Annotated in this window: 24 protein-coding genes; 11 read left to right on the top strand and 13 right to left on the bottom strand. The window is 57.6% G+C overall.

All coding sequences use genetic code 11. The features are described 5' to 3' along the window. Positions 1-473: 473 nt before the first annotated feature. The 7 genes from CCR94_RS07295 to CCR94_RS07265 all read right to left on the bottom strand — a co-directional run bounded on the left by CCR94_RS07295 (position 474) and on the right by CCR94_RS07265 (position 9,411). Positions 474-1,178, bottom strand: coding sequence for a hypothetical protein (locus tag CCR94_RS07295; RefSeq protein ID WP_104507223.1), 705 nt, complete (start codon positions 1,176-1,178; stop codon positions 474-476). A gap of 259 nt (positions 1,179-1,437) precedes the next feature. Then, on the bottom strand, positions 1,438-2,160 hold the full coding sequence (locus tag CCR94_RS07290; protein WP_146089885.1) for a DUF7168 domain-containing protein: 723 nt from the start codon (positions 2,158-2,160) through the stop codon (positions 1,438-1,440). A gap of 86 nt (positions 2,161-2,246) precedes the next feature. Next, entirely contained in the window at positions 2,247-2,987 is a 741-nt protein-coding gene (locus CCR94_RS07285) for a M48 family metallopeptidase (protein ID WP_104507221.1), read from the bottom strand. After that, a complete protein-coding gene (locus CCR94_RS07280) occupies positions 2,984-5,953 on the bottom strand; it encodes a type I restriction endonuclease subunit R (protein ID WP_104507220.1) in 2,970 nt (989 codons plus the stop codon). The genes CCR94_RS07285 and CCR94_RS07280 overlap by 4 nt, the downstream gene beginning before the upstream one ends. After that, positions 5,950-7,257 carry a restriction endonuclease subunit S gene (locus CCR94_RS07275; RefSeq protein WP_104507219.1) on the bottom strand — a complete coding sequence of 436 codons (1,308 nt, stop codon included), beginning with the start codon at positions 7,255-7,257 and terminating at the stop codon, positions 5,950-5,952. The genes CCR94_RS07280 and CCR94_RS07275 overlap by 4 nt, the downstream gene beginning before the upstream one ends. Then, entirely contained in the window at positions 7,247-8,773 is a 1,527-nt protein-coding gene (locus CCR94_RS07270; RefSeq protein WP_104507218.1) for a type I restriction-modification system subunit M, read from the bottom strand. The genes CCR94_RS07275 and CCR94_RS07270 overlap by 11 nt, the downstream gene beginning before the upstream one ends. 8 nt (positions 8,774-8,781) lie before the next feature. After that, positions 8,782-9,411, bottom strand: coding sequence for a restriction endonuclease subunit S (locus CCR94_RS07265; RefSeq protein ID WP_104507217.1), 630 nt, complete (start codon positions 9,409-9,411; stop codon positions 8,782-8,784). A 165-nt stretch (positions 9,412-9,576) separates the two neighbouring features. Between CCR94_RS07265 and CCR94_RS07260 the strand changes: the two genes are divergently transcribed. Together CCR94_RS07260 and CCR94_RS07255 are read left to right on the top strand one after the other, a co-directional pair. After that, positions 9,577-9,828 carry a hypothetical protein gene (locus CCR94_RS07260; RefSeq protein ID WP_104507216.1) on the top strand — a complete coding sequence of 84 codons (252 nt, stop codon included), beginning with the start codon at positions 9,577-9,579 and terminating at the stop codon, positions 9,826-9,828. Between the two features lie 132 nt (positions 9,829-9,960). Beyond that, positions 9,961-10,248, top strand: coding sequence for a DUF3892 domain-containing protein (locus CCR94_RS07255; protein ID WP_104507215.1), 288 nt, complete (start codon positions 9,961-9,963; stop codon positions 10,246-10,248). A 147-nt stretch (positions 10,249-10,395) separates the two neighbouring features. Here CCR94_RS07255 and CCR94_RS07250 read toward each other — a convergent pair whose 3' ends face one another. From CCR94_RS07250 to CCR94_RS07240, 3 genes are all read right to left on the bottom strand, one after another. Beyond that, positions 10,396-11,586 (bottom strand): XRE family transcriptional regulator, encoded by a 1,191-nt coding sequence (locus tag CCR94_RS07250; protein WP_206605793.1) that lies wholly within the window; start codon positions 11,584-11,586, stop codon positions 10,396-10,398. 46 nt (positions 11,587-11,632) lie between these two features. Next, positions 11,633-12,346, bottom strand: a complete 714-nt coding sequence (locus tag CCR94_RS07245; protein ID WP_104507213.1) for a hypothetical protein — start codon at positions 12,344-12,346, stop codon at positions 11,633-11,635. A 423-nt stretch (positions 12,347-12,769) separates the two neighbouring features. After that, the gene (locus CCR94_RS07240) at positions 12,770-13,675 is read right to left on the bottom strand and encodes a hypothetical protein (protein ID WP_146089884.1); all 906 of its coding nucleotides are present in this window, start codon (positions 13,673-13,675) and stop codon (positions 12,770-12,772) included. Positions 13,676-14,317: 642 nt separating this feature from the next. Here CCR94_RS07240 and CCR94_RS25630 point away from each other — a divergent pair. From CCR94_RS25630 to CCR94_RS07215, 5 genes are all read left to right on the top strand, one after another. After that, positions 14,318-15,307, top strand: coding sequence for a hypothetical protein (locus tag CCR94_RS25630; protein WP_206605792.1), 990 nt, complete (start codon positions 14,318-14,320; stop codon positions 15,305-15,307). Continuing rightward, the gene (locus CCR94_RS07230; protein ID WP_104507211.1) at positions 15,308-15,586 is read left to right on the top strand and encodes a hypothetical protein; all 279 of its coding nucleotides are present in this window, start codon (positions 15,308-15,310) and stop codon (positions 15,584-15,586) included. Between the two features lie 18 nt (positions 15,587-15,604). After that, positions 15,605-16,354: a hypothetical protein gene (locus CCR94_RS07225; RefSeq protein ID WP_104507210.1), complete on the top strand. Its 750-nt coding sequence runs from the start codon at positions 15,605-15,607 to the stop codon at positions 16,352-16,354. Positions 16,355-16,397: 43 nt separating this feature from the next. Then, on the top strand, positions 16,398-17,378 hold the full coding sequence (locus CCR94_RS07220; protein ID WP_104507209.1) for a hypothetical protein: 981 nt from the start codon (positions 16,398-16,400) through the stop codon (positions 17,376-17,378). Positions 17,379-17,522: 144 nt separating this feature from the next. Further along, positions 17,523-18,962: an exonuclease domain-containing protein gene (locus CCR94_RS07215; RefSeq protein ID WP_104507208.1), complete on the top strand. Its 1,440-nt coding sequence runs from the start codon at positions 17,523-17,525 to the stop codon at positions 18,960-18,962. A 165-nt stretch (positions 18,963-19,127) separates the two neighbouring features. On the opposite strand, the gene CCR94_RS07210 is transcribed toward CCR94_RS07215, so the two are convergent. Further along, positions 19,128-19,727, bottom strand: coding sequence for a hypothetical protein (locus CCR94_RS07210; protein ID WP_104507207.1), 600 nt, complete (start codon positions 19,725-19,727; stop codon positions 19,128-19,130). Positions 19,728-20,036: 309 nt separating this feature from the next. Between CCR94_RS07210 and CCR94_RS07205 the strand changes: the two genes are divergently transcribed. The 4 genes from CCR94_RS07205 to CCR94_RS07190 all read left to right on the top strand — a co-directional run bounded on the left by CCR94_RS07205 (position 20,037) and on the right by CCR94_RS07190 (position 25,418). Beyond that, positions 20,037-20,378 carry a hypothetical protein gene (locus tag CCR94_RS07205; RefSeq protein WP_146089883.1) on the top strand — a complete coding sequence of 114 codons (342 nt, stop codon included), beginning with the start codon at positions 20,037-20,039 and terminating at the stop codon, positions 20,376-20,378. 3 nt (positions 20,379-20,381) lie between these two features. Then, complete coding sequence (locus CCR94_RS07200) at positions 20,382-23,507, top strand: relaxase/mobilization nuclease domain-containing protein (RefSeq protein ID WP_104507205.1); 3,126 nt, start codon at positions 20,382-20,384, stop codon at positions 23,505-23,507. Positions 23,508-23,585: 78 nt separating this feature from the next. Next, positions 23,586-24,641: an AAA family ATPase gene (locus tag CCR94_RS07195; RefSeq protein ID WP_104507204.1), complete on the top strand. Its 1,056-nt coding sequence runs from the start codon at positions 23,586-23,588 to the stop codon at positions 24,639-24,641. Between the two features lie 411 nt (positions 24,642-25,052). Continuing rightward, the gene (locus CCR94_RS07190) at positions 25,053-25,418 is read left to right on the top strand and encodes a hypothetical protein (RefSeq protein WP_104507203.1); all 366 of its coding nucleotides are present in this window, start codon (positions 25,053-25,055) and stop codon (positions 25,416-25,418) included. Here the strand turns inward: CCR94_RS07190 and CCR94_RS24455 are convergent. Together CCR94_RS24455 and CCR94_RS07185 are read right to left on the bottom strand one after the other, a co-directional pair. Then, entirely contained in the window at positions 25,398-25,697 is a 300-nt protein-coding gene (locus CCR94_RS24455) for a hypothetical protein (RefSeq protein ID WP_146089882.1), read from the bottom strand. The two genes, CCR94_RS07190 and CCR94_RS24455, sit on opposite strands and share 21 nt — an antisense overlap. A 479-nt stretch (positions 25,698-26,176) precedes the next feature. Then, positions 26,177-26,349 (bottom strand): transposase domain-containing protein (locus CCR94_RS07185; protein WP_146089881.1); only part of this gene is annotated, 173 nt, incomplete at its 5' end.

Genomic DNA, 26,349 nt, shown 5'->3' with positions numbered 1-26,349 from the left:
AAACCATGGGCCATTTTGGCTGGGGCGGCAGGAACCCCGCCTCAATCACAAATTAGGCTAACCTATTGATTCGTCGTAGGTACTTGCGCTCGCGCACAGAGTAGCGCACACATCGGGGTACAGGCAAGAGATAGGTCGCGAGAGCGTACGTGATCGAAATTCTGTATGGCTGTCACATCCAAAATTCTTGGCATGACCACACGCCGGCGCTCGCCTCCCTCCGAAGGCAGAGGCCACAGGTTCGAATCCTGTCGGGTGCGCCAGTCGGGATATAGATGGGCACTGTGATCGTTGGGAAATTTCCCGCAAACGCGCAAAAACGTGAAAGAAACGGGCGAAGTACGATCCGTTCCCGCATACACCCACTCACATGTAGACCTGCGGCGAGCCAGATTGAGAGGCCTGATCGACCGGGTTCGGCTCTAAGCCGACCTCCACAAGACACGGGAACGCGGTCGAGCTTGCGCTTGATTTTATGTGTCGCAGTCTCCGGGTCTCAAGCTCATAGCCTTGTTCAAAAGCGTCCTTACTGCTCTACGATACATGAGCAGGTCTGACATCGTAAATTGGACGCACGACCCTATATTCGGCAGGGTGACGACCCCAGATTTGGCCAGTAAATTGATTGCAGTTTCATTCCACACGCCCTTATTATGGACGATGATATTCCTAATTGCGATTAGTTCTATCATCCCTATGGCGCTCCATACCTTAAGAGCGGTTTCCTTCTTTGCTATATGCTCATTTTTCGCTTTCAGGCGGATGATTGTTTCCTCTTTTTCAACTTTCTCCTTGAGGCGGGCGAGCAGAAATGTTGCCTTCGAGCCGGGGTCGTTTGGGACGTTCAGGAAGCCGTTTGCTGCAAGAATTTCAGATGAGAGGTCGTCGAATAGGACGACAAGATCGGCCACCAATAACCTGACTGCGTCTTCGAACAGTTTTTGCGCAGCACCATCTTTGATTGAGTAAGTGATAGATTTCCGCTTAATATGTTTGGTTTTAATTGCGGATTTAAATCCTATTCGCGATTCTTGTCCATTCATAATGCTCTCAATTATCTCAGATACATTTATATCCCCATTGGGCTTGCTTCGTTTCAATTTTTGAATAGCGATTAACAATCCGTAGGCCGTTTGGCTCCATGCCTTAAGGCGCAGCGGAATAAAAGTTTCATCCATCTCTGTCTCACAATTCTAAAGCGACGCTAACGCCCATGGAAGAGTTGCCGAGTCGCGGGAACCGTCAAGAACTTGCATGGGCGACGTTCAAAAAGAAATCTGCTTCAAAACGCTAATTTCGCAGGTGTCGAATTTAACGTCAGACCAAAGGGGGGGGATGGCTCTTTTCCGCCGCTCTCTGCCTTCGACCAAACGCGCGATCCCTCTACATATAGTAGGTGTATACGTTAACCGGATAGGCAAGGACCATCCCTCGGGATCAAGTTTCGGAAACGCTACGGTGCGGCTCGAATTTCCGGCCGGCCGCACGGCCCGCGTTATAGGCGTCTGGGGCCACCTTTCGCTTGCGGTTTTGCGATTTGGCGCGGAACGACAGCCCGAGCTTTTCCAGTTCCTCTTCGATGACCGACGTTTTCAGCGGTACGAGGTCGCGGCCGGTCGCGCGCCTGTTCGCGGCGTCGCGTTCCGCCTTGAGGCCCGTCAGTTTTTCGCAAATCCCATGGGCCAGCCCGATCTGAAACGAATGCGCCGAAACCCGCCGCCCGTCCCCCGCGTCCGCAAGCGCCGCGCGCTTGAACCGCGTTGTCTCGGTCTCAAACGTCGCGACAATCAGGTCATGGAGATAATGCGCGGCTTCGACATCCGCGGGCAGGCCGAAAAAAACAAAGCGGAGCGTGCTGTCCCTGGCCGTCTCCCCCCAAAGGTCGTCGGCGTCGGCGCGGCGCTGACGGATGAAACGTTCGAGTGGGGAGACGCCCAGCAGCGAAGATGAGAACAGGGTCAGAAAGCTCGCGAGCGCGAAAGCTTCCATGACCCGCAGGGGGCTGGTGGGATCATTGGGATCGAGGGGTTTTTTCGCAAGCCATTGCTGCGCCGTTTCCTCAATCCTGGCCGCAGCCAAGCTGGCGACGGCGTCGAGATCCACGTCCTGGATTCGCTGTGCGAGGCACACGATGTCGTGATCCGCGTCGCGATCATCCACGCGATGATCATTTCTCGCCCTTGGCTGCGTCTTCATGTCTCACTCTCTTCGTCGCCCATATCGACAGGTCGCGCCCAAAGTCTTTTTCACCAAATGAATAAATGGCCTTGCCGATCAAGTTCGCGCAATCTCATCTGATAGTCGGGCATTATTATTTCCAATGACCTCCAGAAGCGTCGAGAATGATTGTGCTCAAGGATATGACAAGCCTCATGGGCGATCACATAATCGACCGACTTCATTGATGCCATGATCAGCCGCCAATTCAGCCGGATGCGTCCATAGGCGTCGCAGCTGCCCCAGCGCTTGGACTGATCGACGACTTGCACCGCTGGCGTCGGAATTCCAAGGAGCTCGGCCATTGCTTTTGCCCGCGCCAAAAAATGCATTTTTGCATGGTCGCGATACCAATGCCTCAGCGCGCTTCGAACCGCTGCGCGACGCACTGGCGCGCCGGCATTCGGCAAGACAGGAGCCAGGAGTGACGACCCTCGTGCGACAATGCGCGTGATGACCGCCTTCTCGTCGGGGACGACTTTGAGCCGGTAAGGTCGACCCAAATAGTGGAACGTCTCGCCGCTGACGAATTCACGCGTGGAAGGCGTCCCGCCTAGCTCGCGATATCCAGCCTGTTTTCGCAACAGCCAGGGGCCTTTTTGGCGGACAATTGCAATGACGCGATCGTCATCGAGATCGAAGGGAGCGAGCACGCGGACGCCATCATAGCCGACTGAAATAGCAACAGTCTTTCGCCGTAACGTTCGCTCTATCGAGAAATTGATGAGCTCGCCGCCAAAATCCAAATGATGCGATTCGCCGCTGTTCATCGCGCAAACCTCGCGCGCGCAACGTCCATAACCTTGGCGGTGACGGCCTCGATTTTTGCGGCCTCCATTCCGAAAGACCGCAGTCGCTCCTTGATTGCGCGCCGCATCTGGCGTTGAACGTCTTCCTTGTGTTGCCAGTCGACGACAACGGCATAGCCTTCCAGAGCCCTGGCGACGTCAGCGGCAGCGCCTGAACGAATCTCAATATCTGCGCCGTCGTCGATGAATGGTAGAATCGCGCCAGCTGCTCCCGAAAGCCCGTGACCCGATCCGCTTCCACCCGCCCGAACGCCTGAAACTTGCGCCGCCATCTCTTCCAGCCGCGCTAACGCGCTGGCGGCGGACACACGCGCCTCCCGCCTTTCATTGACGATCTTCTCTAGCTGCTCCCAAAGGGACGCGTAGGCCATCGGGTTTTCGTCACGATGGACATGGATTTCATGGCGAATAGCGTGCTCGATTTCTGCGGCCTTGGCTTCCGCCGAGGACAGACTGTCAAGATGCTGCTTGAACGCCGGGTCAAGGATGTCGCGTTTGACCAGAAGTTGTTCAACGCCTTCTACGGAGAGATGCTTGGTGATGATTTCACCAACCTTCGCGCCGTAGTCCTTGGGGTCGAAAGGCTCTTGATAATGCGCGCGCCGGGCGGTCACACGCAACCGCGCGAGCCATTTCAAATCAGAGACGTAGGGTTCTTCGAGCGCCTTCGGATCGGGTAGAACCATGTCCATGGCTTCGGCGAAGCGAAGGAAATCGAGTTCGAATTTAGCCCGGACGTCGTCGGGATCGAGCAGCGCGAGGCACTTCGCTTCATCCGCGCGATCAACGCCCTCGAACAGGCGCATGGCCGCGCGGTGACGGCTTTCCAGCAGCTGGATTTTTTCGGAGAGTGGACGAAGCGCATTCAACACGCCGTCCTCTTCCGAGAACAGGTCTAGTGCGTTGCTAATGCGTCGGTTATCGCCCCAGTAGTCGACCACGAGCCCATAGGTCTTGCCTTCAGCCGTTCGGTTCACGCGGGCGATGGCCTGCAACAGGGTGTGTTCGCGCAGGGGCGCGTCGAGATAAATTACTTGTTCGACCGGCGCATCGAAGCCGGTAAGAAGCATGTCGCAGACAACCAATATTTTGAGCGGATCGTCCGGCTTCTTAAAGTGGAAAATGCGATCATCGCGTTCCCGCTTCGACAGGTGATGCGCCTGCAACCGGGCGCTGTCGTTGTTCGACGTCGACATGATCAGCGCGCATTCCGGCGCGCCCAAACGACGCAATGCCTCGACATAGCTCACGGCGACATCACGGCTTGCCGTGACGATTTGCGCTTTGAAGCCGTTCGGCGCGATCGTCGAGCGATAGTGTTCCAGAATGTCCTTGGCGATCGCTTCCACCCGCTGCGGCGCGCCCGCGAGCTTTTCCTGAAGGCGCATTCCGCGCTTCAGCTTCTCAATCTCTTCGTCAGAGAGTTCTGGGAAGGAGTTTCGAATATCGCTTTCAAGGTTGCGCCCATCGATCCGCAAGCACGCATCGCGCATCTCGTAGAAAATGGGGACGGTCGCACCGTCCTTCACAGCCTGGTCAATTAGATAGCGGTGAAGGTAATCGCCGAACACCTCCCGCGTGCTGCGGTCTTTCTTGTCGATGGGCGTGCCGGTGAAGGCGAGCATGCAGGCGTTGGGCAGACCGGCCCGCATGCGGGCGGCGAGCGCGCCATATTGCGTGCGGTGCGCTTCGTCCACCATGATGAAGACATTTTTCGCATCGGAAATGACGGCGGAGCGCCTTGGCACGGCGCTGTGGAACTTATGCACGGTTGTCAGAACCGTTGTTCCCGCGCCACCGGAAAGGGCCTTGCGCAGCGCTTCGCCGCTCTCGGCTTGAATGGGGTTTGCAAAACCGGAGCGCTTAAATTGCGCGGCAATCTGGTCGTCAAGGTCGGTGCGGTCGGTGACAATGACCAACGTCGGGTTTTCAGCCTCCGGTAAGCGGCGAAGTTTGGTCGCCAGAAACACCATGGTCAGCGACTTGCCCGAGCCCTGCGTGTGGTGGATGACGCCGCCACGCCGTTGCGGATTGACCGCCCCGCGAATGCGTTCAATCGCCTTGCCCACGGCAACAAACTGCTGATAGCGCGCGAACTTCTTGATGCGCCGCCCGTTGATGGTTTCGAACATCACGAAATTGCGCACGAGATCGACGAGATTGGCGGGTGCGAGAAGCCCGGCGAGCAAGATGTCTTGCCCGCTTGGCGTTCGCCCAAGTTGCGCGGTTAACGCATCGAGCGTTAGCGGATAGGGGTCCTTCCACTCCGCCCATTGTCGCGCCGGTGTCAGCGTCGTGCCGTATTTCGCCACGTCATGGGCGATCGCGATCGACAATTGTGCTGTCTCAAACAGGCGCGGCGCGCCAAGCCCGGAGAACTCATCGCGGCTTTCGTAGCGCCGAAACTGGCTAATGGCGTCGCCCATCGGGTCCGCCAGCGCCGGGGACTTGCATTCGATCACGGCAAGCGGCAACCCGTTCACGTAAACGACAATGTCCGGGATAATGTCCTGTCGCGGCCCCCTGATTGGCACTTGCCGGGCGAATTCGAACGCATTGGCTGATGGATCGTCGAAATCGAAAAACCGCACATTGCGATCCTGCCGGCGGCCGTTTTCCGTGTGTGGCGCAGTGACGCCGTAGGAGAGGGCCGTATGAGCCTTCTCGTTGGCCTCCATCAAATCGACGGCGGCGATACGCGTGACGGCCGCGACAGCGCGACGCACGCCGTCCTCACCTAACCACGGATTGAGCCGCACGAGACATTCGGCGAGTCGGACTGTTAACACTGGCTCGGCGGATAGCCCCTCACGCAAGCGACGCACGTCTGCAGACGACAGGGCCTTGTAGTCGAACAACACGCGCAACAGATCGGCGGCGGGTTCCTCCACCCATTCGCGTTCTAGTTGGTCGGCCCCCTGGCTCATGCGGCTTGTTCCGGCTTGTCGCGATGACGCGCGACAATGCTTTCGGGAAGGCGAAGACGACCAGAAAGGAGTTCTTGGGAGAGAGCAGCCCGATTGTGGAGGAGCCCCGCAAGGGCAGCCCGCTCGCAAGAAATGCGATGGTCAAACGCTTCCCCAATCTCAGCGATTTTCTGTTGCTCGATCTTTGGCGGCTGCAAAATTTGCAGTTTTTTGAACACTGGCATGTAGATCGTTTGGTGTGTGCTGCCTTCCTGAAGACGCTCCCATTCGCGACCCATGTGACGAAATACTTGCACTAGATAGGCCGGGAGCAGTGTAGGACCACATATCCAATTCGCGAAATCTTGGCTGGTCGCCATGGGTATCTTCATCCGCGTTGCCTTGCCAACTGTTGCAGTACGCGAGAAGACGACAGTATCCTTTGGTAGAATTCGTGCCGAAGAGTGTGCAATTCCCTTTGAAGTCACATATTCCGAAGTTTGGTCGACTTCGAGCGCTTCAAGTGCGTCGGTGTCCGCGAGCGACAGCCAAGGAATGTCGCCGCCCCAATAGTCGGGCTGATCGCGGCTAGGCGTATGCCCACTTTCTAGTTTCGCTACTTTCGTGAGTGTAACAAGGTCCCAGTCACAAGCGATGTGGGTGACACCTTCGGTGATGCGCCCCAGAACCCAACGGTTGGGCAATTTCTTCAGAGGTGCCTTGGTGCGGCGAATACCAAGGGTAAGAAGCTCACGCATCGTCGCGTGTTTTGCGTTTGCAATCGCCCTGATCAGCTCTCCCATGGCAGCGATAGTGTCCTCGAGCGCGAGCAACACTTCAGCTATCGAGCGCTGTTCGGCGAGCGGTGGAAGGTTGAGTGGGAAGTGCAAGAAGTCATCTTCACCTAGCCGGTTTCGGCTGATTGATGTCGTGCCAGTCGAAAAAGCGTTGGCTCGTTCTGACGTTCTAGGATGTTTCAAAATCCGGAGAAGGAACTGCGGATCGACGCAATCTTGCCGCGCTGCAAAAAGCGGAAACTCATTTGACACGTAGCAGCCAGCTAGATTGTCGCCCACTAACCCGAATGCTCCTTTCCAAGCGAAAAGACGATTGTAAATCACGTCTCCCGGCTGCACCCGGTAAATATGTTGTGCGGACAACCCTTCGCCCAAACGCTCTTCTCGGAGGAATGCGCCGTTTCCGTACCAACGAACTCCAAGCAACTTGTAAGTTCGATTGGGATCAATCTGCTCGCGCCGCTCCTCCAAGCGCATTGCGTCGCGGAAGCGTGCGGTGGTCCAGCCCTGCGGCAGTTCACCCGGCATAGCCCATCTCCTTCAGGAGGGCGTTCATGCGCGCAGCCGCCTCGTCCCGCGCCTTCTCGGCAGCCCAGAGCTTGCTCAGTTCGGCTTTCACATCGATCGGTTTTTCCGGCTCCAGCGTGTCGATGTAACGGGAGATGTTGAGGTTGAAATCGTTCTCGTCAATTTCCTTCATATCGACAACACGACAGAAGCGGTCTTCGTCCTTCCATGCCCGGAAGGCATCGACGATACGGGTGATGTTGCCCTCTCCAAGGATGTTCTTCTTGGGTCGCTCCTCGAACTCCTTCGCGCCGTGGACGAACAGCAACTTGCCTTTGCGCGACTTAGGCTTCGCCTTGTTGAGGATAAGAATGGTCGCGGGAATACCGGTGCCCGCGAACAAGTTTTCCGGCAGTCCAATAACGGCCTCGAACAAATCCGCTCTCAGCATCGCCTCGCGAATGCGCCCGTCGCCAGAGCCACGAAACAGTACGCCATGTGGCATGACGACACCGCACACGCCCTTGGCGTTGAGCGTCGCAACCATGTGCTGCACAAAGGCGAGATCGCCCATATTCTTGGGCGGAATGCCATAGATGAAGCGATTGAAACTTTCCTTCTCATTCTCGCCAGACACGTCATCCGCGCCCCAGCTATCGAGTGAGAAAGGCGGGTTTGCAATGACGCGATCGTAAAGGATCAGATTGCCCTCTTCATCGAGAAGCCGGGGATTGCGGATCGTGTCGCCTTTTTCAATCCGCGCATCGCGCAACCCATGCAGCAGCAGGTTCATCTTTGCGATGGCCCATGTGCCGAGGTTCTTTTCCTGCCCGTGCAGCGTAATGTTGATCGGCTCCCCGAGACGCTTGTGTTCGATGTCAGCAATGTGGCGCGCGCTTTCGATCAACATGCCGCCGGAACCGCAGGTCGGATCGCTGATGCGCATTCCCGGCTTAGGGTCAAGCAATTCGACGATCAGGCGCACGACATGGTGGGGCGTGTAAAACTCGCCGCCCTTCTTGCCCGCGTCGTCGGCGAACTTGTCAATGAGATATTCATAGGCACGGCCCAGCATGTCCGGCTCGGACAATGAGGTGTTGGACAGGTCGATGCGCGAGAAATGATCGATCAGTCGCGCAAGCACTCCTTCTCTGTTCTTGGCGTCGCCAAGGCGCGATTCGGAATTGAAATCGATATTAGCGAGGACGCCCTCAATCGAGGGGTTTTCGTCTTCGATTGCGGCGCACGCCTTGTTGAGTTGGTCGCCAATTCCGGTTGTCAGCTTCTTGAGCTTTGACCAGCGCGCGCGTTCTGGGAGAAAAAATTCATGCTCATCGGGGTCGCTATAGGCGATGTCCTTGGACAAGCCGTTGCGGATACACTCCTGCGCCTCTTCTTCAAACCGGTCTGACAAGCGTTTCAGAAACAGGAAGCCGAAGATGTAAATCTTGTAATCGGAGCTATCGATGGAGCCGCGCAGGATATCGGCGGATTTCCAGAGATGACTTTCCAGTTCGCTGCGCGTGAGCTTTGCCATATTTTCCCTCAATAGTTTCGGTTGCCGCCGAAGAGACGCGCGTCAATCAAACGTCGCGCGAGCCGGCGGCGGATGTCTGCGGCCTCGATGGCGGTGCGGTAAGCGGTCTGCGCATCCTTGACGAACGCGGCGATGCGCTGCTGTTCGTCCAGCGGCGGCAAATTGATTTCCAGCTTGGCAAGGTCCTTTGGAGACAGCGACAACAACGTGGTCGCTCCCCGACGCAGCACTTCGATCTTGGGGCGAAACACCTCACTGGATAGGATCGCGAAGAGCACGCCGCCGGTCGTTGCCGGATTGGGTCGTACGACGATGACGTTGCCGCTGGCGATTGCGCCCGCCGTCTCATTGCCAACCAGCCCAAACTTCAACAGTGTGCCGCGCCCGGTGACGAGAACATCGTCCGAGCGAACGGCATAGGTCTTGGCGCGAGATGGGTCCGGAAAGCCGACTGTGTCCAGCGCCTCGCGCTCGGTCACCATGCCATCCTGGAGGTCGCGAACGCCAATGACCGGCAATTTTTCGCCAGGGCGTTCAAGCGAATCTTCGCGGGATACGCCAATACCCGCGAAGACCTCGGAGATATCCACAAGGCGGACAGGCGGCGCAGGCGGGGCTTGCATTGGCGAGCGTTTCATGTTGCCCTTATGCGCTCAGCGCTATTTGCCGTCAATACGAAAATGAACCGTAATAGGCTACGTAAAATAATTGTTAGATTATGCCTTGATTTTGCCAGAGTCCGCCTCCATCTTGGCGCTATCGGGCCTTGAGCTCGACGGCGCAGCATAGAAAGGAACAGACTCATGGGTACGAGAGCAGAACCGAGCGGGCTCGCATTGACGGCACAGGATGCCGCATTGATCCGAGGAATGATCAACAGGGGTGACCGGCACCACGACATCGCGGCGTTCTTCGGCGTGAATCAGGGCCGTGTCGCCGAGATCAAGGATGGGTCAAGATATCCGGGGGTTCAGGCCGCCGATGCCGATGAGCTTCCGCCGAAGGGGCCGTATCTGACCCCCAAAGCGGCGTGGCAGGAGAACCGGCTGCGCTAACAGCCGGTTTCCATTAACCGGGGCCGAAGCCCGCTGATCGTGTCTTGAACACCACGAAATTAGCTGGCCCCGTCTTAAAGATCAATGACCAGGCGCTTCGGACTGGTCATATTTTTGTAAGGACTGGCCGAAATGGCTGATTACAGAATCGACTGCATAAACAAGCCCAACCGCAATAGCCCTCATGAACACATCACCCATGTCGGCGGCCCCAAGCCCGATAACTCGGGCCGGTGGAAGGACACTGTGGCCAACGTGATTCAACTGATCGAGCAGAAGGCCCACCGCTTTTACACGAGTGAAGGCGGCGTCAGCGCTTGGGTCGGCGTCCGGACGAGCGCTACGGGCAACAAGTTTATCCAGTCAACGGCGGACGGTGTCTGGAAGGACAATCTTCTGGCGCTGAAAGAATGTGGCTGAACTTATTGCTCCGCCTTTGTAATCCCGCCAGAATTTGAAAGTGGTAGTCGGGCGGCCTTGCTGTCCGGCTATATTTTTATCACGATTTAATCCTCGCGCCTCCCGACTAAAACCGCTTGAAGGAACGTGCTGCAAAAATAGCGACCATCATTTTCGAGCGAAAGGCACGACGACGCCGGGCTGATCCGAATTGCTGTGTCGCCGCTCGATATCGCTGCGAAGCTGAACAATCTCGCCAGATTTCAACGCAAACCATCCGGCGGGCAAGTTGGTGACATTCTCGATATCGCCGGGCGACATCGTGAATTCAACTGCAAGCAAATCTGCCTTGGTGCGGATGCCAGACGTAACGATAACTTCCATCGCGTCCTTCAGCACGCGCGGCTCAGTGACGGGCCACGCCCGATCGAGAGGTTCCTCGCGGCTCCAGCCTTTCGCCGAATAGAGCTTATACAATTCCACCTGGTGGTCGCCGGAAACGATTTCCAAGTCGGACAGGCGCTTGATTTGGGCTTTGATCGATACGCGCCAACGATCTTTTAACGACAAGAACGAGGCGAGCGATGGTCGCGAAACCTCGTGCGAATAGGTCGTGGATGGCATCAGGAATGCGCTCGCCAATCTGAAGGCCTGCGTCTCGATGAATTTGAGATTCTGCTTTAATTCAGCGACTGTCACATCCTTGTGGAGGATGGCGTGCGCCATTTCATGGGCAGCGTCCATTTGTCGGCGAGGAAATGACATTTTATCGTTCGCAAGCAATACGTGAGGGCGATCTTCGGCCGTCGACCAACTGCAAAGGCCATCAAGTTTCGACGTGCCCATCTCGATGGTGCTGATCACGAAGCCAACGCGCTCCATGAGCGCAACGACATCGGTGCACGGGCCTTCCCCGATTTTCCAATGGCTGCGCAAATCCAGCGCGATGCGCTCGATATCTTCATCACGAAGTTGCTTGTAGCTGCTTCCTTCCAGGACGTCGGGAATATCGATCGCAGGGAAATCGACGTAATGCTGCAAAATCGAACTGAGTTCGTGGAGCCAGCGCATTTGCGCATGTTGGTAATCGATGTCGCGGACAAGCGTACTGGCAAGCGACCGATGAAACATCGGTCGCGCGCTATCGTAGATTGGCCGAAGAAAGAACTCCCGCCGGACACGCAGAACGTCGGAAAGAGCCGTTAACGCCTCAGTGTCAGGCGAGCTGGAACCGTCTTCCCATCGAGCCACCGTACTTGCGTTGACACTCAGAAGCCGCGCCAATGCAGATTTACTCGCGATGCGCCGCGCAGCCCGCGCTTCCGTTAGTCTCTCCGGCATAAATCCGGGCGTTCCCACGCGCATTTTCCACCTTTACCTGCAACAATTTTAGATGGCCGAAGCCTTATTCCTGTCCTGCCCCACCGTCCTCTTTCTTCGGCTTGCGCGCTTCCGGCGGCACGAAGGGCTTCACATTAGCCTTGAGAGAAACCGAAGAGGCCGGCGGCACGGCTGTCGGCGTAGTGCGTGTTTCGGGCGCATCGCCAGAGCCGCTCAGGAACTGGTCGATCTGCTCATAATACAAAAAGCCTTCATATTTCGAGTCCACAACGCCGATTGCCATTTCCTGAATCTGGCCAGCCTTCTCCCGATCGCGCGCTACCAGGAAGAGCGCGAAGATATCGCCAATCCTGGGGCCTGACCCATCTAAGTCCAGGCGTGGAGACAAATGGTAATTCATTGTCACGCCGGCCTGACGAGACATGTTCTTGTGCGGCACAGCCTTCGGTTCTGGCATCGCCGCCAGCCCGAGGATGATGCCCTTCCCTTCGACTTCAAACCGCATGAAAGGTTGGAAAACTTTCAGCTCAGTGTTTGGAATTACTCCACCGTCCAGCAGACGTCCTCCATGCAACTGACAGACATCCTCGAACCCCTCTTCCATCATTCGGAAGCGGGCCTGTCCTTCCAGTTCACGGGCACGCTTCCGGTTTAGACCGGCGCGGTCGCGGATCATCTCGAAAGCTTTCACCGCTTCGGCGCGAAGTCGGTCTTCAAGGTCAATCAACAGTTCCTTGCTCACCGTCAGACGAAGGCGGCGTTTGATGAAGTCGGTCATAAGAGCCCCGAATCGACGGAGATTGCATAATGACGGATTTATACCACGAAATTTTGCACTTTGAAATATCTAATGTCCTGCTCTGGGTCTCCTCCCCAGGAAACTGCAGCCACAGATCAAGCTGATTGTCTGAGGTTCCCGGTTCGGAATTCGTCCAGCATGCGGACCATGATACCGTACCCATGATTTGATGCGTAAGAGGGGGTATCTATGCGCAGCTATGGTCAGGCTGCTTCCGGCACGCATTTGATTTTCAATGATTTTTAGAAGCAAGACGATGCTTTTCGGCGACCCGAAAGAGATCGAGAAAGCAGCCAATCGAGCATGCTGATGTGGCGACCGCCATCGACGACGTAGCTGCCATCGCTAAGGCGTCGCTGAAATAGATCAGGCGCCCCCACGACCGCTTTGCTTGAGCCCAAACTAGATCGCCATCTGGCCCGTGCGATCCGTTGGCGCACCATGGCCATGCGCCTGAATGATGGCGTCCACGTCTTTGCCATCGTCAGTCGAAGCCAATTGCGCCGCTGGATCGCTGGGGTTGATATTTGCGTAGGCGATAACCGGCTCTGCGTTTTCGGCGCTTACCGCATCGCACGACGCCGCGGACTCCGTCGATTCGACGTCCGTGGACGTGGCGGCGTTGTCGAGTTCCGACGAGACGCCCTGCTGCTCGTCGAACAGGTCGGCCTTCTCTGCCGGAAGTTGATCCTGGAAAGCCTTCGATTTGGGCACTTCGACGACGCTCCCGCCGAACTTCGAGACGATCGCCTCGACGCGTTTCACATTGGCATGGCCTTGCCAAATGAAGTCGCCAGGGTTCTTCATTTTCGTATTGGCGTTGCAGAACAACCTAAGCGCCTTCAACGGAGCCTCGTCATCGGGCGCCAGGCGCTGAGGCACGCTGGCGAGCAGCTTGACGATGCGATCATCATCTTCGAGCATGGGGGATGCCTCGATCTTCTCCGCCATTTTCGGCGCCGGAACGACTATGGCATCCTTGATTTCCTTCGGCTCAGGCACAGAGGACCCCGGCGCGATCGGGACTTGGGCATTTAATGCGGGCTGAGCCGTGAACGTGGCGTCGGGCAGAAACGCCATGATTCTGGCCTCACCCGCCAGCCTGTACTTTTCAAGCGTTTTCGGATCCGAGCACGTCACGGCGTCGACCATCGCGCCGATCACGACCACGAATTTTTCGGAAAGCGGATCGACACCAGCAACTTCGAAGGCGGACATGGCCGCGCTTGCGCGCTTGCGCTTCAGTCGACTGAGCACCTTCTCAAGTGCATCGGTCAGTGGGAAATTATCGGGATTTACGTGCAGCATGGCGATCTCCTTGTTGAGAACAAGGATAAAACAGTTCTGTCTAACGCCTAGAAAAATGTTGCTGTAAAAATGATGTATATAATTTTTATACATAAAAAAATACTTTTTTTGCACAATTAATCCACGCAAAACGCCGGCACCATATGGATTTTTTCATTTGTTTTTTTTCGAGGCCCTGGCCGAAACGCTACGAATTGGCCCAAAATTGTGGCGCGAATGGCTCTATCGCCTAGCTTGTCGTAATATACGCCTTAGCTTTATTTAAAGAATTTGGATAATTATTTTTAAGTCAAGAAAAATCGAAAAACGTCAGTCCACATATTCTTACGAATCCAGTCGGCTGCTGACATCTGACGTGAGTAATGAGCATGAGCATTTCCTACGGCACCGCCCTTAACCCGTCGAAGAACCACGGTAGCACAAAACACGAACTCCGGCAGTCTTATTCGCATTTTGTAGGCCTTTGGCCCTCCGCTTATCGAAATTCTCCGAGTTACTCGGGCGAGCAAGGACGGGACGAAGATTGTCCCATAGCATTTTTGTTGCTTGCCATTTGGAGCGCAAATTCCTATTTCAAGCATCAGGCATAAGCGGGGCGGCGGGACATCCGGCGTCCTGTCCTTAACAGGATAGGAGCGAGCGTTGGAAAACAATTATCAGGAGCGCCACGAAGAATTCAGCCAGAGCTACACGGACTGCGAGGGCGAAGACCTGGTCAGCCTCGTCATCGCCACGGGCGAGTGGCTGGAGCGGCTACTTATCGATCGCCAAACGGTCGAGACCATCATGGTCGCCTTGTATTGCGCTCTGAGCGGCAATGACGTCCCGGAAGAGTTTGCCGGCGACGATTGGCGTCAGCTCTGGTCGACCCATTTCAACGACTGCAATCTCAAGTCGACGCAATTGATGACCGAACTGAACGCCTATGGTTTCTGGGGACTGCGCCCAGACTCTTACCTTGTCGACAAGCAGGTCGCGGAAAAAGAGTTGATCGAGAGGATTGGGTTTTTGGTGGCCAAGGGCCGTGCCTTGATCGACGCAATTCCCGCAGGATGGGGTTCCAATCAATTCATCGGGAACACCGTCCTCGCCGCAGAGGCGCGTTTCGCAATCGACGCCGGACATGGTGTGACCCCCGCGCAGTTGGCGGAACTATCGAAACTCAGCCTTAAGAGCGTCAAGAACCTCCTAGCGCCCGGCAGCGGGGTCGCGGTGCTGAATCTCGACGCTGACGGCAAGATTCCGTCAGCGGACGCCAAGCGCTGGCTGGAAGCCCGTTCGGATTTTCGTTCGTCCATCTGGCACATGGCCGAAGCCAATGAGCTTTTCGAGCGCGTCGAGGAAGAAAGCGACGACCTCGACGACGTGATCTTCGTTCCCGCCACCAAGGACGGCAACCTTTTCGACCCCAAGACCTGCCGCCGCGCGCATGGCTACACGATCGGAAAGAAGGGCTCCGAGGTGAAAGTGGAAGATTATCGATCCGCTCTCGACCGGCTCTCCAAAATGCCGACCCCGCAATGGCGCCGGCCGAACGCTCTTGGCAATTGGGGAATCGTCAGCGGCGTCTCCTGGCAGCGCAAGACGCTGGCCGAACTTGGCCTAGCGACGAACGACGGAGGAGACGCCTGAATGGAAATGACAATCACGCACCACGCCCAGCGCCGCCTTCAACAACGCGGCATTCCGCCGGTCATCGTCAATCTGCTCGACCAGTATGGCGCGGTCGAGCGCAGTCGCGGCGCCGACACGCTTTTCTTCAACCGGGCTGCGCGCGACCGGATGACCCGCGCCCACGGCGGCCGATCCATCGCCGGCATCGAGAAATGGCTCGGCGTCTACGCCATCGTCAGCGATGAGGGCTCGCTGATTACGGTCGCCCATCGCCGACGTCGCTTCAAGCGCAAGTAATATAAGGAGGATTTTGACATGAGCCTGCTTTCCACGATTGCGACCTTTCCCGCCCATGGGCCGATCGCCTGCCGCCGCTGTTTTGGCGCGTCGACGGATGAAACCCTGACCATCGGCCGTTGGCAGGCAGTCAATGATCCCGGCGCATGGGGCTCGGCGGCGCCAAGAATTCTGGTGTTGGGCTTTTCGAAGGGCTTTACCCAGGCCGGCGCTTACAAGACCGGAAAGTTCGAGAACGTACCGTTCAAGGGGATGCGTCCGCGCCTGACCGAAATGCTGCAGGCCCTTGGCCTGCTACAACGCGGACATGCCATCGATCCGACGATGCGCGCAGATGAAAAGGACTTCGCCTTCGGGTCGCTGGTGCGGTGCAGCCTGGCGCGCAGCAATGACGACGGCCGGCTGGAGTGCACGGGCGCGGTCATGCCGAAAGCCTTTTCGGAGGAAATCGCCAGCGTCACGAGGGGCTGCGCCGAAACCTATCTGACCAATCTTCCATCCAGCGTCCGGCTCGTCCTGATGCTCGGCACGACGGACGGCTACATCAAGAGCTGCAAGAAGTTGATCCGCTCGATCCACGGATCAACATACGCCGACATAAATGACGTCAGCTATCGCGCCGGCGGCGCCATTTTCGTTCACGTCAGCCATCCCTCCGGTCTGAACGGACACCATCCCAAATGGATGGCCGGCGACATGGCCACGCCGTCCGGCATGAAGCGCAAAATGGCGGAGGCCGGCGTCCGCGCCGCGATGCACGCCGCCTGAGGCGCTTTTTTAAGAAACCAGATCAAAGGAGGGATGAGCCACGATGAAAGTGTTTATCGCCAATTTCGGCCGTGAGAATTACGAATGGCCGGTTTGCCTGCAGCGCGGAACGATCGCGACCATGAACCGTGTGGATCTTCAGAAGCTCTGGGCCGCTGGTGACCGCGACGCCTATATCGACTTGCAAATGAAAGGCAAGACGGCGGCGGGCATCACTCCAACCAAGGCGGTGGCGTCGCGCTGGTTCAACCTGATGACCATCATCGCCGAAACCGATGGCGATTTATGGATTCATCGCGAAAAGGATCAGCTCTGGTGGACCACGTCGCGTTCGAGCACGCCGACGTTCGAACCGAAGCACGAAACAGTGGGCGAGAAGCGCGACGTCATCGTCTGCCACAAGCCCTCCGAACCGTGGTCAAACAGGAACCGATCGGGAAACAGACTCGACTGGAACGCGCTTCATCCAAAGGCGTGCGAATTTCTGTTCACCGAGGGAACGCTGCAGCAACTCCGCGACGATTATGCTGAATATGCCGCCGCATTGATCAACGGAGACGATCTTAGCCCCTGGCATTCTCGCCCCGAATGGAAGGCGAAAATCGAAAAGGCGAAGGGGAAGAAGGGCGTTGCGACAATCTTCAACGCCCGACAGCGATCCGCTGCCCGCATGGCGATGACCGCGATGGGAACGGTCGCTGGCGCCAACGGGCAGAAGGCCCTTCATACCGTCAAGAACAAGGACATGGGCTTCGCCTCGCAGCAGGATTTAGAAAAATATCTGCTCGACTTGCTCGAACTGCAGGAGGGACTTTGCGCAATCACTGGCCTTGCCCTCCAATTCGACGGAGACCACGACGACGTTGAAATGCTCTGCTCGCTCGATCGGATCGACAGCGCCGGCCACTATGAACCGGGAAATCTGCAGATCGTTTGCCGCTTCATCAATCGCTGGAAGCGCGCAGACGGAGATGATGAATTCCGGCGCCTGATCCGCGTCGTGCGATCGATATCCGATTCATAGCAATCCCATGCCTCGCAAATCTTTGCCTTGCAGGACGGCGGCGAAGTGAAGGCGTCAGGAGGGCGATCAAGCGCGGAATAGACGGAGCCAAGCGTTTTTAGATCATTTTCGGACTGGGGTTTGCCCTTTGGCAGGAAAAATCCCATGAAAACTGAAACGACGAATTATGTCCTCTATGACGTTGAAACGTCAGGAACTAGCGCTCATTATGACCAGATTTTCCAGCTCGGCGCTCTGCTGACCGATGAACATCTTAATGTCCTCGATCGGCTGGAACTACGCTGCCGCCGCCTGCCGCACGTGATTTCAAACCCCGAAGCAATGCTGGCTACTGGTGTCGATGCCACTATTCGCAATGGCGGCGATCACTCGCATTACGCTCTCGTTCGCGCCGCTCAGCAGACATTCAATGCCTGGTCGCCAGCGATTTTTTGCGCCCATAATGGATTTCAGTTCGACGAACGAATGCTGCGGCAGGCGCTTTTTCAGACGCTCCATCGACCCTTCCTGACCCAGTCCCATGGAAATCAGCGCATCGACTCGATGACCATGGCGCAGGCCTGCGCCATCCTGGCGCCGGGTCGGCTGACGATCCCGGATCTCAACGGGAAGCCCACGTTCCGACTCGGGCCGTTGGCGCGCGCAAATGGCGTCGCGTTCCCGGAGGAATCAGCTCATGACGCCCTCCACGATGTCGAAGCCATGCGCGGGCTGATGGCCGTCATGGCGGATCGCGCGCCGGACGTCTACGCAGCGACACTGCGCAACTCAAACAAAAAGGCGCTTCTGAGCCTGATCCGAAGTCACGAAATTCTTCGATTTTCAGCGGTTCACGCAGGCCGAGTGATCTCGCGGATCGTGGCCCCCGTCGTCACCGCGCCGTCCAATTCGAACGCGCTTTGTGTTTTCGATCTCGCCCATGATCCTGATTCAATCCGTCGGTTGACCGATGCCGAATTGGTTGGCGCTTTCTCTGCCTCGCCTCGCATCCTGCGCACGATCAAGCTCGGTTCGGCCCCAATTCTGTCCCCGGTTGGCGTTTTTCCAGGTGAACCCAGGGTGACGATTAGCGCCAATACCCTCGCCGAGCGTGCAAAAACCATACGTGAGGATCGTACATTTCAGGCCCGGATTGCGCGCGCAATGGATCGTCATTTCGCCAAATCGCCAGCTTCTGCTGCACCGGCAGAGCAAATCTATGGCCGTTTCATAGACCCTGCGGACGAGGTCTTATGCGAGACGTTTCATGAGACGCGATGGGAGGATCGTCGGCTTGTCCTGGATCAGATTGGCGACGACCGGCTGCGGGTGTTTGGCCTTCGGCTCATTTACGCTGAAAGGCCGGACTTGCTGACCGATGTCGAACGCGCGGAGATGCACGCGTGGCAATGTGATCGAATTCTCGCGGATAATGATGCGGCCTGGATGCCGGCGCCGACGGCGCTGCAGGCCGTGACGGAAATGATTCGCCGTGCGCAACCGAGCATGGCCCGTCAACTTGAGCAATATGTCCAACGCATCGCCCGAATCCGCACCGTCGCGACCCAATATCCTCACGCAGCCAAGATTCGGAAAGCGGGCTGACCGTTTGGCGCGTGGATCTGGCACCATAAAAGAGTATGGACGCGGGCGACCCCGCGTCCATTTTCTTTGCTTTCGGGATCAAACCCCACGGGCGCGCCGTCGGCGATTAATGGCGATGCGATGATCCTACGGCATTCGAAATCGCCGCCGGTTTCTGCCGACTTCTTAAGAGCCGCTTCCGATCTTGAAAAGCTCTTCTTCGCTCTCCTCCGGGGCTGACACCCCAGTCGTCACGTCGATCGAGACGGCTGCCCCAGCATTCGCTTCGGCTGCGTCGACGGGATGGTCGCCCGACTGGGAGCTCGGCCGCTCAGGCAAATTGGATAGCGCCGAACCCTGCCCTTTTGCGGCCGGCGACAATGCCGCGGCCACCTTTTGCGATTTGGCGCGCTTTCCGGAAAGCGCCGTCGCGCCGGCGTCGGCGCCGGCGCCGACGAGGTCGGCTTTGGCCTGGCCCGCTGCGGAGGCAGGCGCCTGATCGCCCCGTTTCTTTGAAGCCGCTTCGGCGGCCTCGAATATCGCCCGAAGCGTCTGCACGAGTTCCTGCAAATCATGTTCATCGCCGACTTGGTGCTTTTCCATGATCGCGATGATCTCTTCATCGAAGAACCCTTCGCGGAATCGCGGCGTTAAAGCTTCGAGATAGAACGGAGGCAGACGGGTTAAAGAGAAGCGGCTTGGAGTTAATTTTTCAAGTGCGGCCACAGCCTGTTTGAATTTTTCGACATCGATTGCGACGGACGAGGCTGTATTTTTCCGGGCCATTACGGCGATCCTTATGAAATGCAGGCGTGTATCGCCTGTTGTCTATGATCATGAGGCGCCGATGATTATCGCGTCAAGTGTATATAAAAAAGTTATAGCGTATTCGTGCAATTCGTATTGCGGATACGCTTGTATTATGAAATAAGAATGGCGTCAAAAAAACATCGGTTACTTAGCCAGCAATGGTCTTGTAATACAAGACCGGCTGGCCTTACCGGGCAATGCCTTCGCTCGCTGCCGCTCGCTATCGGAGAAAAGAGGATGTCGAGAACGACAATCATGACGACAGTGCGGCTCCCCGAGCACCACGTGAACCTTCTTGCCGAGAAGCAAAAAAAAATCGGCCTATCGACGTCTGCGGTCATCTCGAAGACCGAGGTCATCATTCGTGCGATTGAGTCCTATTGCGATCCCAACCGCCGCGCCGATCATTTCATCGACGCTGACGTCCATCGTCAGCGCGACGCGCTGCTTTGCGAGATGGGCCGGATCGCATCGCAGCAACGCACCTTGGGCGGTCTGTTCGCATTGGCGATCAAACGGGAATGCGGCGTGGACGCCGCGGCGTTGGAACAGGACCGTGCAAAACTGATCCAGGCCGCTGATTTACTTTCCGCCATCGCCGTTGAAATTTCTAAATCGGCAGGGTGACGGATGATTGCGCGGGCGATTTTTGGCGATGATTTTGCCGGGTTGCACAATTACCTCGTCGCCGCGCGCCGCGATCTCGACCCCGCCGACTTCACGCTCTTCAATATCGCCAGCCTCGACTCCGCCGTCGCCGAACTGCGGGCGGAGGCGCGAAAATCACACCGAGTAAAAAAGCCCGTCGCCCATCTGATTCTTGCCTTTCGAGCCGATGAGTCTCCGACGCGCGAGACGATGGGCGAGGCGGTCAGGCGTTTCCTTGAAACGCTGGGGCTCAGCGAACACAAAGCCGTCGCCGTCAATCACTCTAGATTTCCTACGGTCGCGTCGCACTACGAGGTCCATGTAGAAGTCTGCAAGATCGGTCCCGATGGGCGCACGGCGCGATCCCTGGACTCCTGGAATTTCGCATATGTCGAGCGCGCCGCCGCGACCGTGGCGAGAGAACTCGGCTTTTCGATCATTCCAGGCCGTTTCAATACGCTCGACTCTGCCGTGTTCGGTCCCGCCATCGTCGTTCGCGACGGAATCCTCCCGCCCGCAAAAACACAAGAATTTCGAGGTTATGCGGCCCAAACCGGCGCCATGGCGATCAGCGAGCAACTCAATGCGGACAATAGCTTTCGTGAGGAACTGGTTGCCGCCCGCATGGCGGCGGATTGGCGCGCGCTGATCGGGCTCTTCGCCACGCGCGGCTTCTCACTTTATATTAACGGAAAAACGAAGGGACGATCACAGCGCCTAGAAGCGGGCCTGCTGGTCGTCGACACAACCAATCCCGACCGGCGCGAGGCGCTCTCGAAATTGAGCCTGACGTCGGACGAAAAACTCAGTGGGCCGGGCCTTGTTAATGGCGGCGGCAAGATCGACGGCAAAAAGTTTCCGGCATTGGGCCCGCCACCGGAGGGATTGCTCACCGTTATTCCGCCAAAGATTCGCAAGTCGCCTTACGCCAAGGGCGCATCCTCGCCGTGCGCAGAAAAGGCGGCCGTCGAGCCGGCCCTGTCCGATCGGTTCGATGCTGCCGCCGCGTTTGCGCGATTCGAGGACGCACTCAAGGCCGCTCGGAAAACGAATTCCGATATTGCTACCGAGCGAAGCAAGGCGATCGGCGAAATAAAGGCGACATATGCCGAGCGGCTTGACAAAATCATCACCACCGGAAGATTGCGCCGCCGGTTGGTCAACCTCGTCCTCGGCCGCAGATCGGAAGTCGCCCGGTTTATCAACGTGACGGCCGATCTGATCGTCGATCATAAATTGGAACAGCTTCGCGCCGAGCGCAGTCAGACCTTTGCCAAAATCAACCAAAATGCCCAGATGCGCCGGGCGACCGTGCCGCGCTGGATCGAGTTCAAGGCCCAAGAGCTTGATCGCCATCGTGAGGATGTCGCCGACCGGCGCACGAATGGGCAAGCGGCGCCGCCATCCGTCGCCTCGTTAACCGAGCCGGCAATTCCTTCAACTCCGGCCGTCGCGACCATGTCGGCGGAGATGACAAATTCCAAGGGCGCTAATCCGCTTGTCATGTCCTCAACCAGGAACGAGCTGAACACGAAATCTGACGAAGAAAAGCAGCGTGATCAAATCCCAAAAAATGGGGTTGCTTATAAGGAGCAAATCAATGTCGACGCAAAATCCACCGAACGACGAACTCCCCAGGATCCTCACCGCGGCGCGGAATGCCGACAAGAACAGCGCGGCGGCGGACCGCAACGCCTATCGCGCTGCGAAATCGTCGGAGGAGGTTTTGGCCCTCATGAAGACGGCGCCGTCCAAGGGCGAAGATCCGCTCGAATCCTTGATGGAAATCTTGAACCTGGTCTGCAAGAAACTCAACGGAATCCAGGCGCAGGTGGACCGCATCCAAACTCAGAACGACCTGATATTGGCGCGATTGCCGGCCAATCCGAGCCCATCGACGCCGTCCGCCCTGATCACGCGATAGCCCCGTTGTTGCTGCAAGGGGCGGAGCGCGCGTCGTCTTTGCCGCGCGCTGTCCTCAAAGAGTCGTCGTCGACGGCAGAGACGCCGCCCGTTGCGCCGACATCGGCCTCGGTTACCTTCAGACCGGAAACTTTCAACGCCATTCACCGACGTCGCGCGGCTATCCAGTTGCGGCAATGGGCGAAACGTGCGGCGCCATCGCTGGACACTATCCTCAAGGGTTTGGAGTCAGCCGTGAAGACGCCGTTGCCCGTCACAACGGCGGTCGCCGCCATGACCGAAACAGCGTTGGCCAGATCGGTTGCGCCGACTGCCGTCATCGAAACCGCTAAAGGCGCCGCATCTGCCAAAGCCGGTTATGTCGATCTTGAGGCTGCTCTGGCATGCGCGATTCGAGAAATGTCCGAGCTTCAAAATCCCAAGGCTCGTGACGCCAACCCGAAGGTCACGGCCCCCCCCGCGATGGCGCCATCGCCGGACACCATAAAGGGCTTGACGCCAACCGTGACGACGCCGTTGTCCGTAACAACCGCAGTCGCCACCATGACCGAAACAGCGTCGGCCAGATCGCGGGATCCGGTTACCCCGCCTGCCGTCATCGAAACCGTCAAAGGCGCGGCTTCTGCCAAAGGCGGCCATGTCGATTTTGAGGCCGTTCTGGCGCGCGCGATCGAAGAAATGTCCGAGCTTCAAAATCCCAAGGCGCGTGAGGCCAACCAAAAACTCACGGCCCCCCCGATGGCGCCGCCGCGAACGGCCATGCCCGGCATCGAGGCGACCATCAAGGCCGAGATTGGATCGGCGCCGCCGTATCCATCGAAACCGTCGATCAAGCCACTTCCGCCGGATCACAACGAACGGCTGCTCGCTGCCGCATATTCGAGCACATTGAGCCGAGAGAAACGGCCCTTGGCCGCGGCTTTTCTATTGCTCAATCACAACCGCCACCACCCTGCCGCTATGAGCCTGCTGACCAGGGTTTGCCGAGCCATGGGCGCCGACATGACTCGAGACGTCGAAAGGTGGTCGATGAAAGTCTCCAAGGCAGAGAGGCTTGCGCTTTTCAATGAGGTCGATCCCAGAGGGGTGATGCGCAACAGCGTTGAAGGGGTCGAGGCGATGCTCAGGACTGTTTCGCAAGCAAAGGCGAAAAATGGAGGAAGGAACGCCAATGGGAGGGGTTAGGTGCGGGTTTTTGCACGACGGCTAGGGCAATAGGACTCTGCTTGGGGAGCCGATAATAAATAAGGAAACCCCAAAAACATGAACCCTGCAAAACGACCTTCAAAGATCACAAAAACAGCAACGCGCATCCGGCCGACGGTGACGCTCTATGACGAAAATGAGTTATCCGCGCTTATCCGCGCAGCCGAAACCGCCGCAGGCAGCACGGAGTTTGGCGCTGCCGCGTCAGAAGAAGCGAAGCGTCTGGCGCATTTGAAAGACATTGCAACGTCGTTCATCGGACCGGAGCGATCCCTATTGGTGGGCGATGATGGAATGATCGGGGACCTCCAGCGCCTCGGCGAGGCGGCTCCGAATCTCGGCCCTCTAGTCAAGCTTTTCATTCGCGAGGCGATGTCGTCGCGGCGCACCGGCTCCCCGATGACCATGCCCCCGCTCTTACTGCTTGGGCCTCCAGGTGTCGGAAAGACGTATGTTGCAAAGCGATTAGCTATCGCCATCGGCACCGCGTTCGTGCCGATCGAGATGACCATGTTAGATGATGTGGGTGACATCGGGGGCCACACAATGTCCTGGAAAGCCGCCCGCCCTGGCGTCATTGCCAGAACACTCCTTGACGAGCCGTGGGCATGCCCGATCATTGTCCTAGACGAAATCGAGAAAGCACCACGCTACGCGCATTCTGAACGTCCTTTAGACTTGTTCCACGTCCTTTTCGAGGCGGAAAGCGCGCGGCGATTCCGTGATGGGTATCTGCGTCTGACAATGCGAGCGGACCATATTTTTTTCGTTGCGACGGCGAATTCGATCGAAAACATCCCCCCGGCGGTGCTGGATCGCTGTCTGGTTGTGACCATTGATCGACCGAGTCTCGCAGAGGGTCGCGCCATCGCAGAAGGCCTTTTTCGCAATTTCGCTGCGGCCAGGCCGGGCATTGCCGGCCACCCTACCCGAGCGATTCTTGACGTACTGGCCCGGCACTCGCCACGTCATGTCAGGCGGATTCTTCATGTCGCCGCCGGATACGCCGCAGCCCGGGATGCGACCGCGCTGAATGTCATTGATCTGGAGGCTGCCGAAGCTATGGTTGGGGCGGGCGCGGAGCCTGAGCCTCGTCGGATTGGATTCATCTGAGGGCGCCGTTTATCGTCAAAAATCAATCATATCGCCCAATCGCACGGGCAACCCACAGGAGCCCCTGCAATGGCGGCCATAAAAGACTCAAAAAAAACCAATAAATCGATTTCGAGCCAACAGTTGAGTGTCCCCCGCGCTGAGCTCGAACTGCGAGTAAATATCCCTCGGCAAAGCAGGGGGCTTTAGGGAACAGGAAATCGTGGTGGCACGATCAGTTTCGCGCCACCACAAAAACCTTTTACTTGCCAAACAACGCGAGCGGCCGCACAGCCGCGAACGAGAGCGACCATGAACATTAGAAGAACACAAAGGGCGCATGTCAAGGCAAGATGCCTAAAAGTGAGCTTTCCACGATAGTTTTAGTGCTAAGTCTCAACGCTCAGACCTAAGAGGCACTTCAAGGACGGCATGCGCGCCGACCACGTCATGTGGATCGCCACGTCCAATACGATCGCCACGTTGCCTGCCACGGTCGTCGATCGCTGCGTCGTAGTCACGATCGGGCGACCGAGCCTAGCGGAAGGACGCCGTATCGCGGAAGAACTTTTCGCGAAGTTCCTACGGGATCGACCTGGAATCACGCCGCGACTGCCGGCCGGGGCCTTCGAGCTACTGGCGCACCAATCGCCGCGGACGATGCGAAAGAGTTTGCACTTCGCCTGCGGCTTCGCCGCTGGAAGAGATTCGTCCGCGATCTCGGTCGACGACATCAAGGCGGCGCTCGACATCGCCGTCACGCCTACGGAAGCGAGATCAAAAATCGGATTCATATAGCAATCCCTCGCTGGCCGAGCCAATGTTGGCTTGAGGACACCATGTGCTATCGAGCCAAGAAGCGCCGGCCGGCTTGCGGCGGCGGCCATGGGCCGAATGGCTCAACGGCCCATTGGCCAGCATGACGTTCGCCCAACACCGGTCATTCGTCCTCACCCCCGCAGGCGCATCGATTTGCTGCATGTCCACGGGATCGGCTGGCCAACTTTCCGCAACGGAAACACTTTGATCGTCATTCCCGTTGACCTGAAGCTCGTGTGCATGGGATATTTCGTTCATGGAAACAATCCGCTAGGCGTGCCGAAGTTTGGCAAACTCAGGGCAATGCCTGGAAAGGCGGGTTGTCGCGGCTACACTGTTACTGGCGCGTTCGTGTCGAGCCACAAGTTCAAAATAGGCACGACGCTTTGGTTCAGAGGGGAAATTGGCGCTCGCGGGCACATGCCTGATCCCGGAGCGCCAGGCATTTCGTGGGAGGCCGTGTCTGTCCGCATGGTGCGTTGACAGGCGGCAAGTCGCACTGCCCCACGTCTGCTCGTGCGAGCGGCCGAGAACAGGCCGTTCACCGCCCGGTTTCCGCCGGGCGCGAGGCAGGCGCGTGGTTAAAACTCCTTCCCTCAAACAGAGCCCGACGAGAATCCGCCACGATGCGGATCGTTCATCTGTTCTTGAGCCGGCACGGATCAAGAACAAGGGCTCATCCAACGTACGCATCCGACCGGCGCCGCAGGCAGCCTCGGATTTGACCACTTCAGCGATCAGGCGGCGACAGTGGCGGCGAGCTGGCGCTCTCTCCACTTCCAGGGCAACAGGTCGTCGATCTGTTTGGCGGGATGATCCGGCAGGCGCGCGAGGAGATCGGCGAGCCAAGCCTGCGGGTCAATATCGTTGAGCTTGCAGGTTTCGACCAGTGTGTAGACGGCGGCGGCTC

Origin of the sequence: Rhodoblastus sphagnicola, from assembly GCF_002937075.1 — a bacterium.
Taxonomy (GTDB): Bacteria; Pseudomonadota; Alphaproteobacteria; order Rhizobiales; family Beijerinckiaceae; genus Rhodoblastus; species Rhodoblastus sphagnicola.
The sequence above is the reverse complement of the archived record's forward strand: the minus strand, read 5'-3'. Positions and strand labels throughout refer to the sequence as shown.

Coding starts and splice junctions, on each gene's coding strand:
- CCR94_RS07280 (WP_104507220.1), bottom strand. CDS start 5,953: ATGAGCCAGGGGGCCGACCAACTAGAACGCGAATGGGTGGAGGAACCC.
- CCR94_RS07245 (WP_104507213.1), bottom strand. CDS start 12,346: ATGACCGACTTCATCAAACGCCGCCTTCGTCTGACGGTGAGCAAGGAA.
- CCR94_RS07295 (WP_104507223.1), bottom strand. CDS start 1,178: ATGGATGAAACTTTTATTCCGCTGCGCCTTAAGGCATGGAGCCAAACG.
- CCR94_RS07225 (WP_104507210.1), top strand. CDS start 15,605: ATGAGCCTGCTTTCCACGATTGCGACCTTTCCCGCCCATGGGCCGATC.
- CCR94_RS07230 (WP_104507211.1), top strand. CDS start 15,308: ATGGAAATGACAATCACGCACCACGCCCAGCGCCGCCTTCAACAACGC.
- CCR94_RS07260 (WP_104507216.1), top strand. CDS start 9,577: ATGGGTACGAGAGCAGAACCGAGCGGGCTCGCATTGACGGCACAGGAT.
- CCR94_RS07210 (WP_104507207.1), bottom strand. CDS start 19,727: ATGGCCCGGAAAAATACAGCCTCGTCCGTCGCAATCGATGTCGAAAAA.
- CCR94_RS24455 (WP_146089882.1), bottom strand. CDS start 25,697: ATGAACGAAATATCCCATGCACACGAGCTTCAGGTCAACGGGAATGAC.
- CCR94_RS07275 (WP_104507219.1), bottom strand. CDS start 7,257: ATGCCGGGTGAACTGCCGCAGGGCTGGACCACCGCACGCTTCCGCGAC.
- CCR94_RS07215 (WP_104507208.1), top strand. CDS start 17,523: ATGAAAACTGAAACGACGAATTATGTCCTCTATGACGTTGAAACGTCA.
- CCR94_RS07270 (WP_104507218.1), bottom strand. CDS start 8,773: ATGGCAAAGCTCACGCGCAGCGAACTGGAAAGTCATCTCTGGAAATCC.
- CCR94_RS07255 (WP_104507215.1), top strand. CDS start 9,961: ATGGCTGATTACAGAATCGACTGCATAAACAAGCCCAACCGCAATAGC.
- CCR94_RS07265 (WP_104507217.1), bottom strand. CDS start 9,411: ATGAAACGCTCGCCAATGCAAGCCCCGCCTGCGCCGCCTGTCCGCCTT.
- CCR94_RS07220 (WP_104507209.1), top strand. CDS start 16,398: ATGAAAGTGTTTATCGCCAATTTCGGCCGTGAGAATTACGAATGGCCG.
- CCR94_RS07285 (WP_104507221.1), bottom strand. CDS start 2,987: ATGAACAGCGGCGAATCGCATCATTTGGATTTTGGCGGCGAGCTCATC.
- CCR94_RS07190 (WP_104507203.1), top strand. CDS start 25,053: ATGCGCGCCGACCACGTCATGTGGATCGCCACGTCCAATACGATCGCC.
- CCR94_RS07240 (WP_146089884.1), bottom strand. CDS start 13,675: ATGCTGCACGTAAATCCCGATAATTTCCCACTGACCGATGCACTTGAG.
- CCR94_RS07195 (WP_104507204.1), top strand. CDS start 23,586: ATGAACCCTGCAAAACGACCTTCAAAGATCACAAAAACAGCAACGCGC.
- CCR94_RS07200 (WP_104507205.1), top strand. CDS start 20,382: ATGATTGCGCGGGCGATTTTTGGCGATGATTTTGCCGGGTTGCACAAT.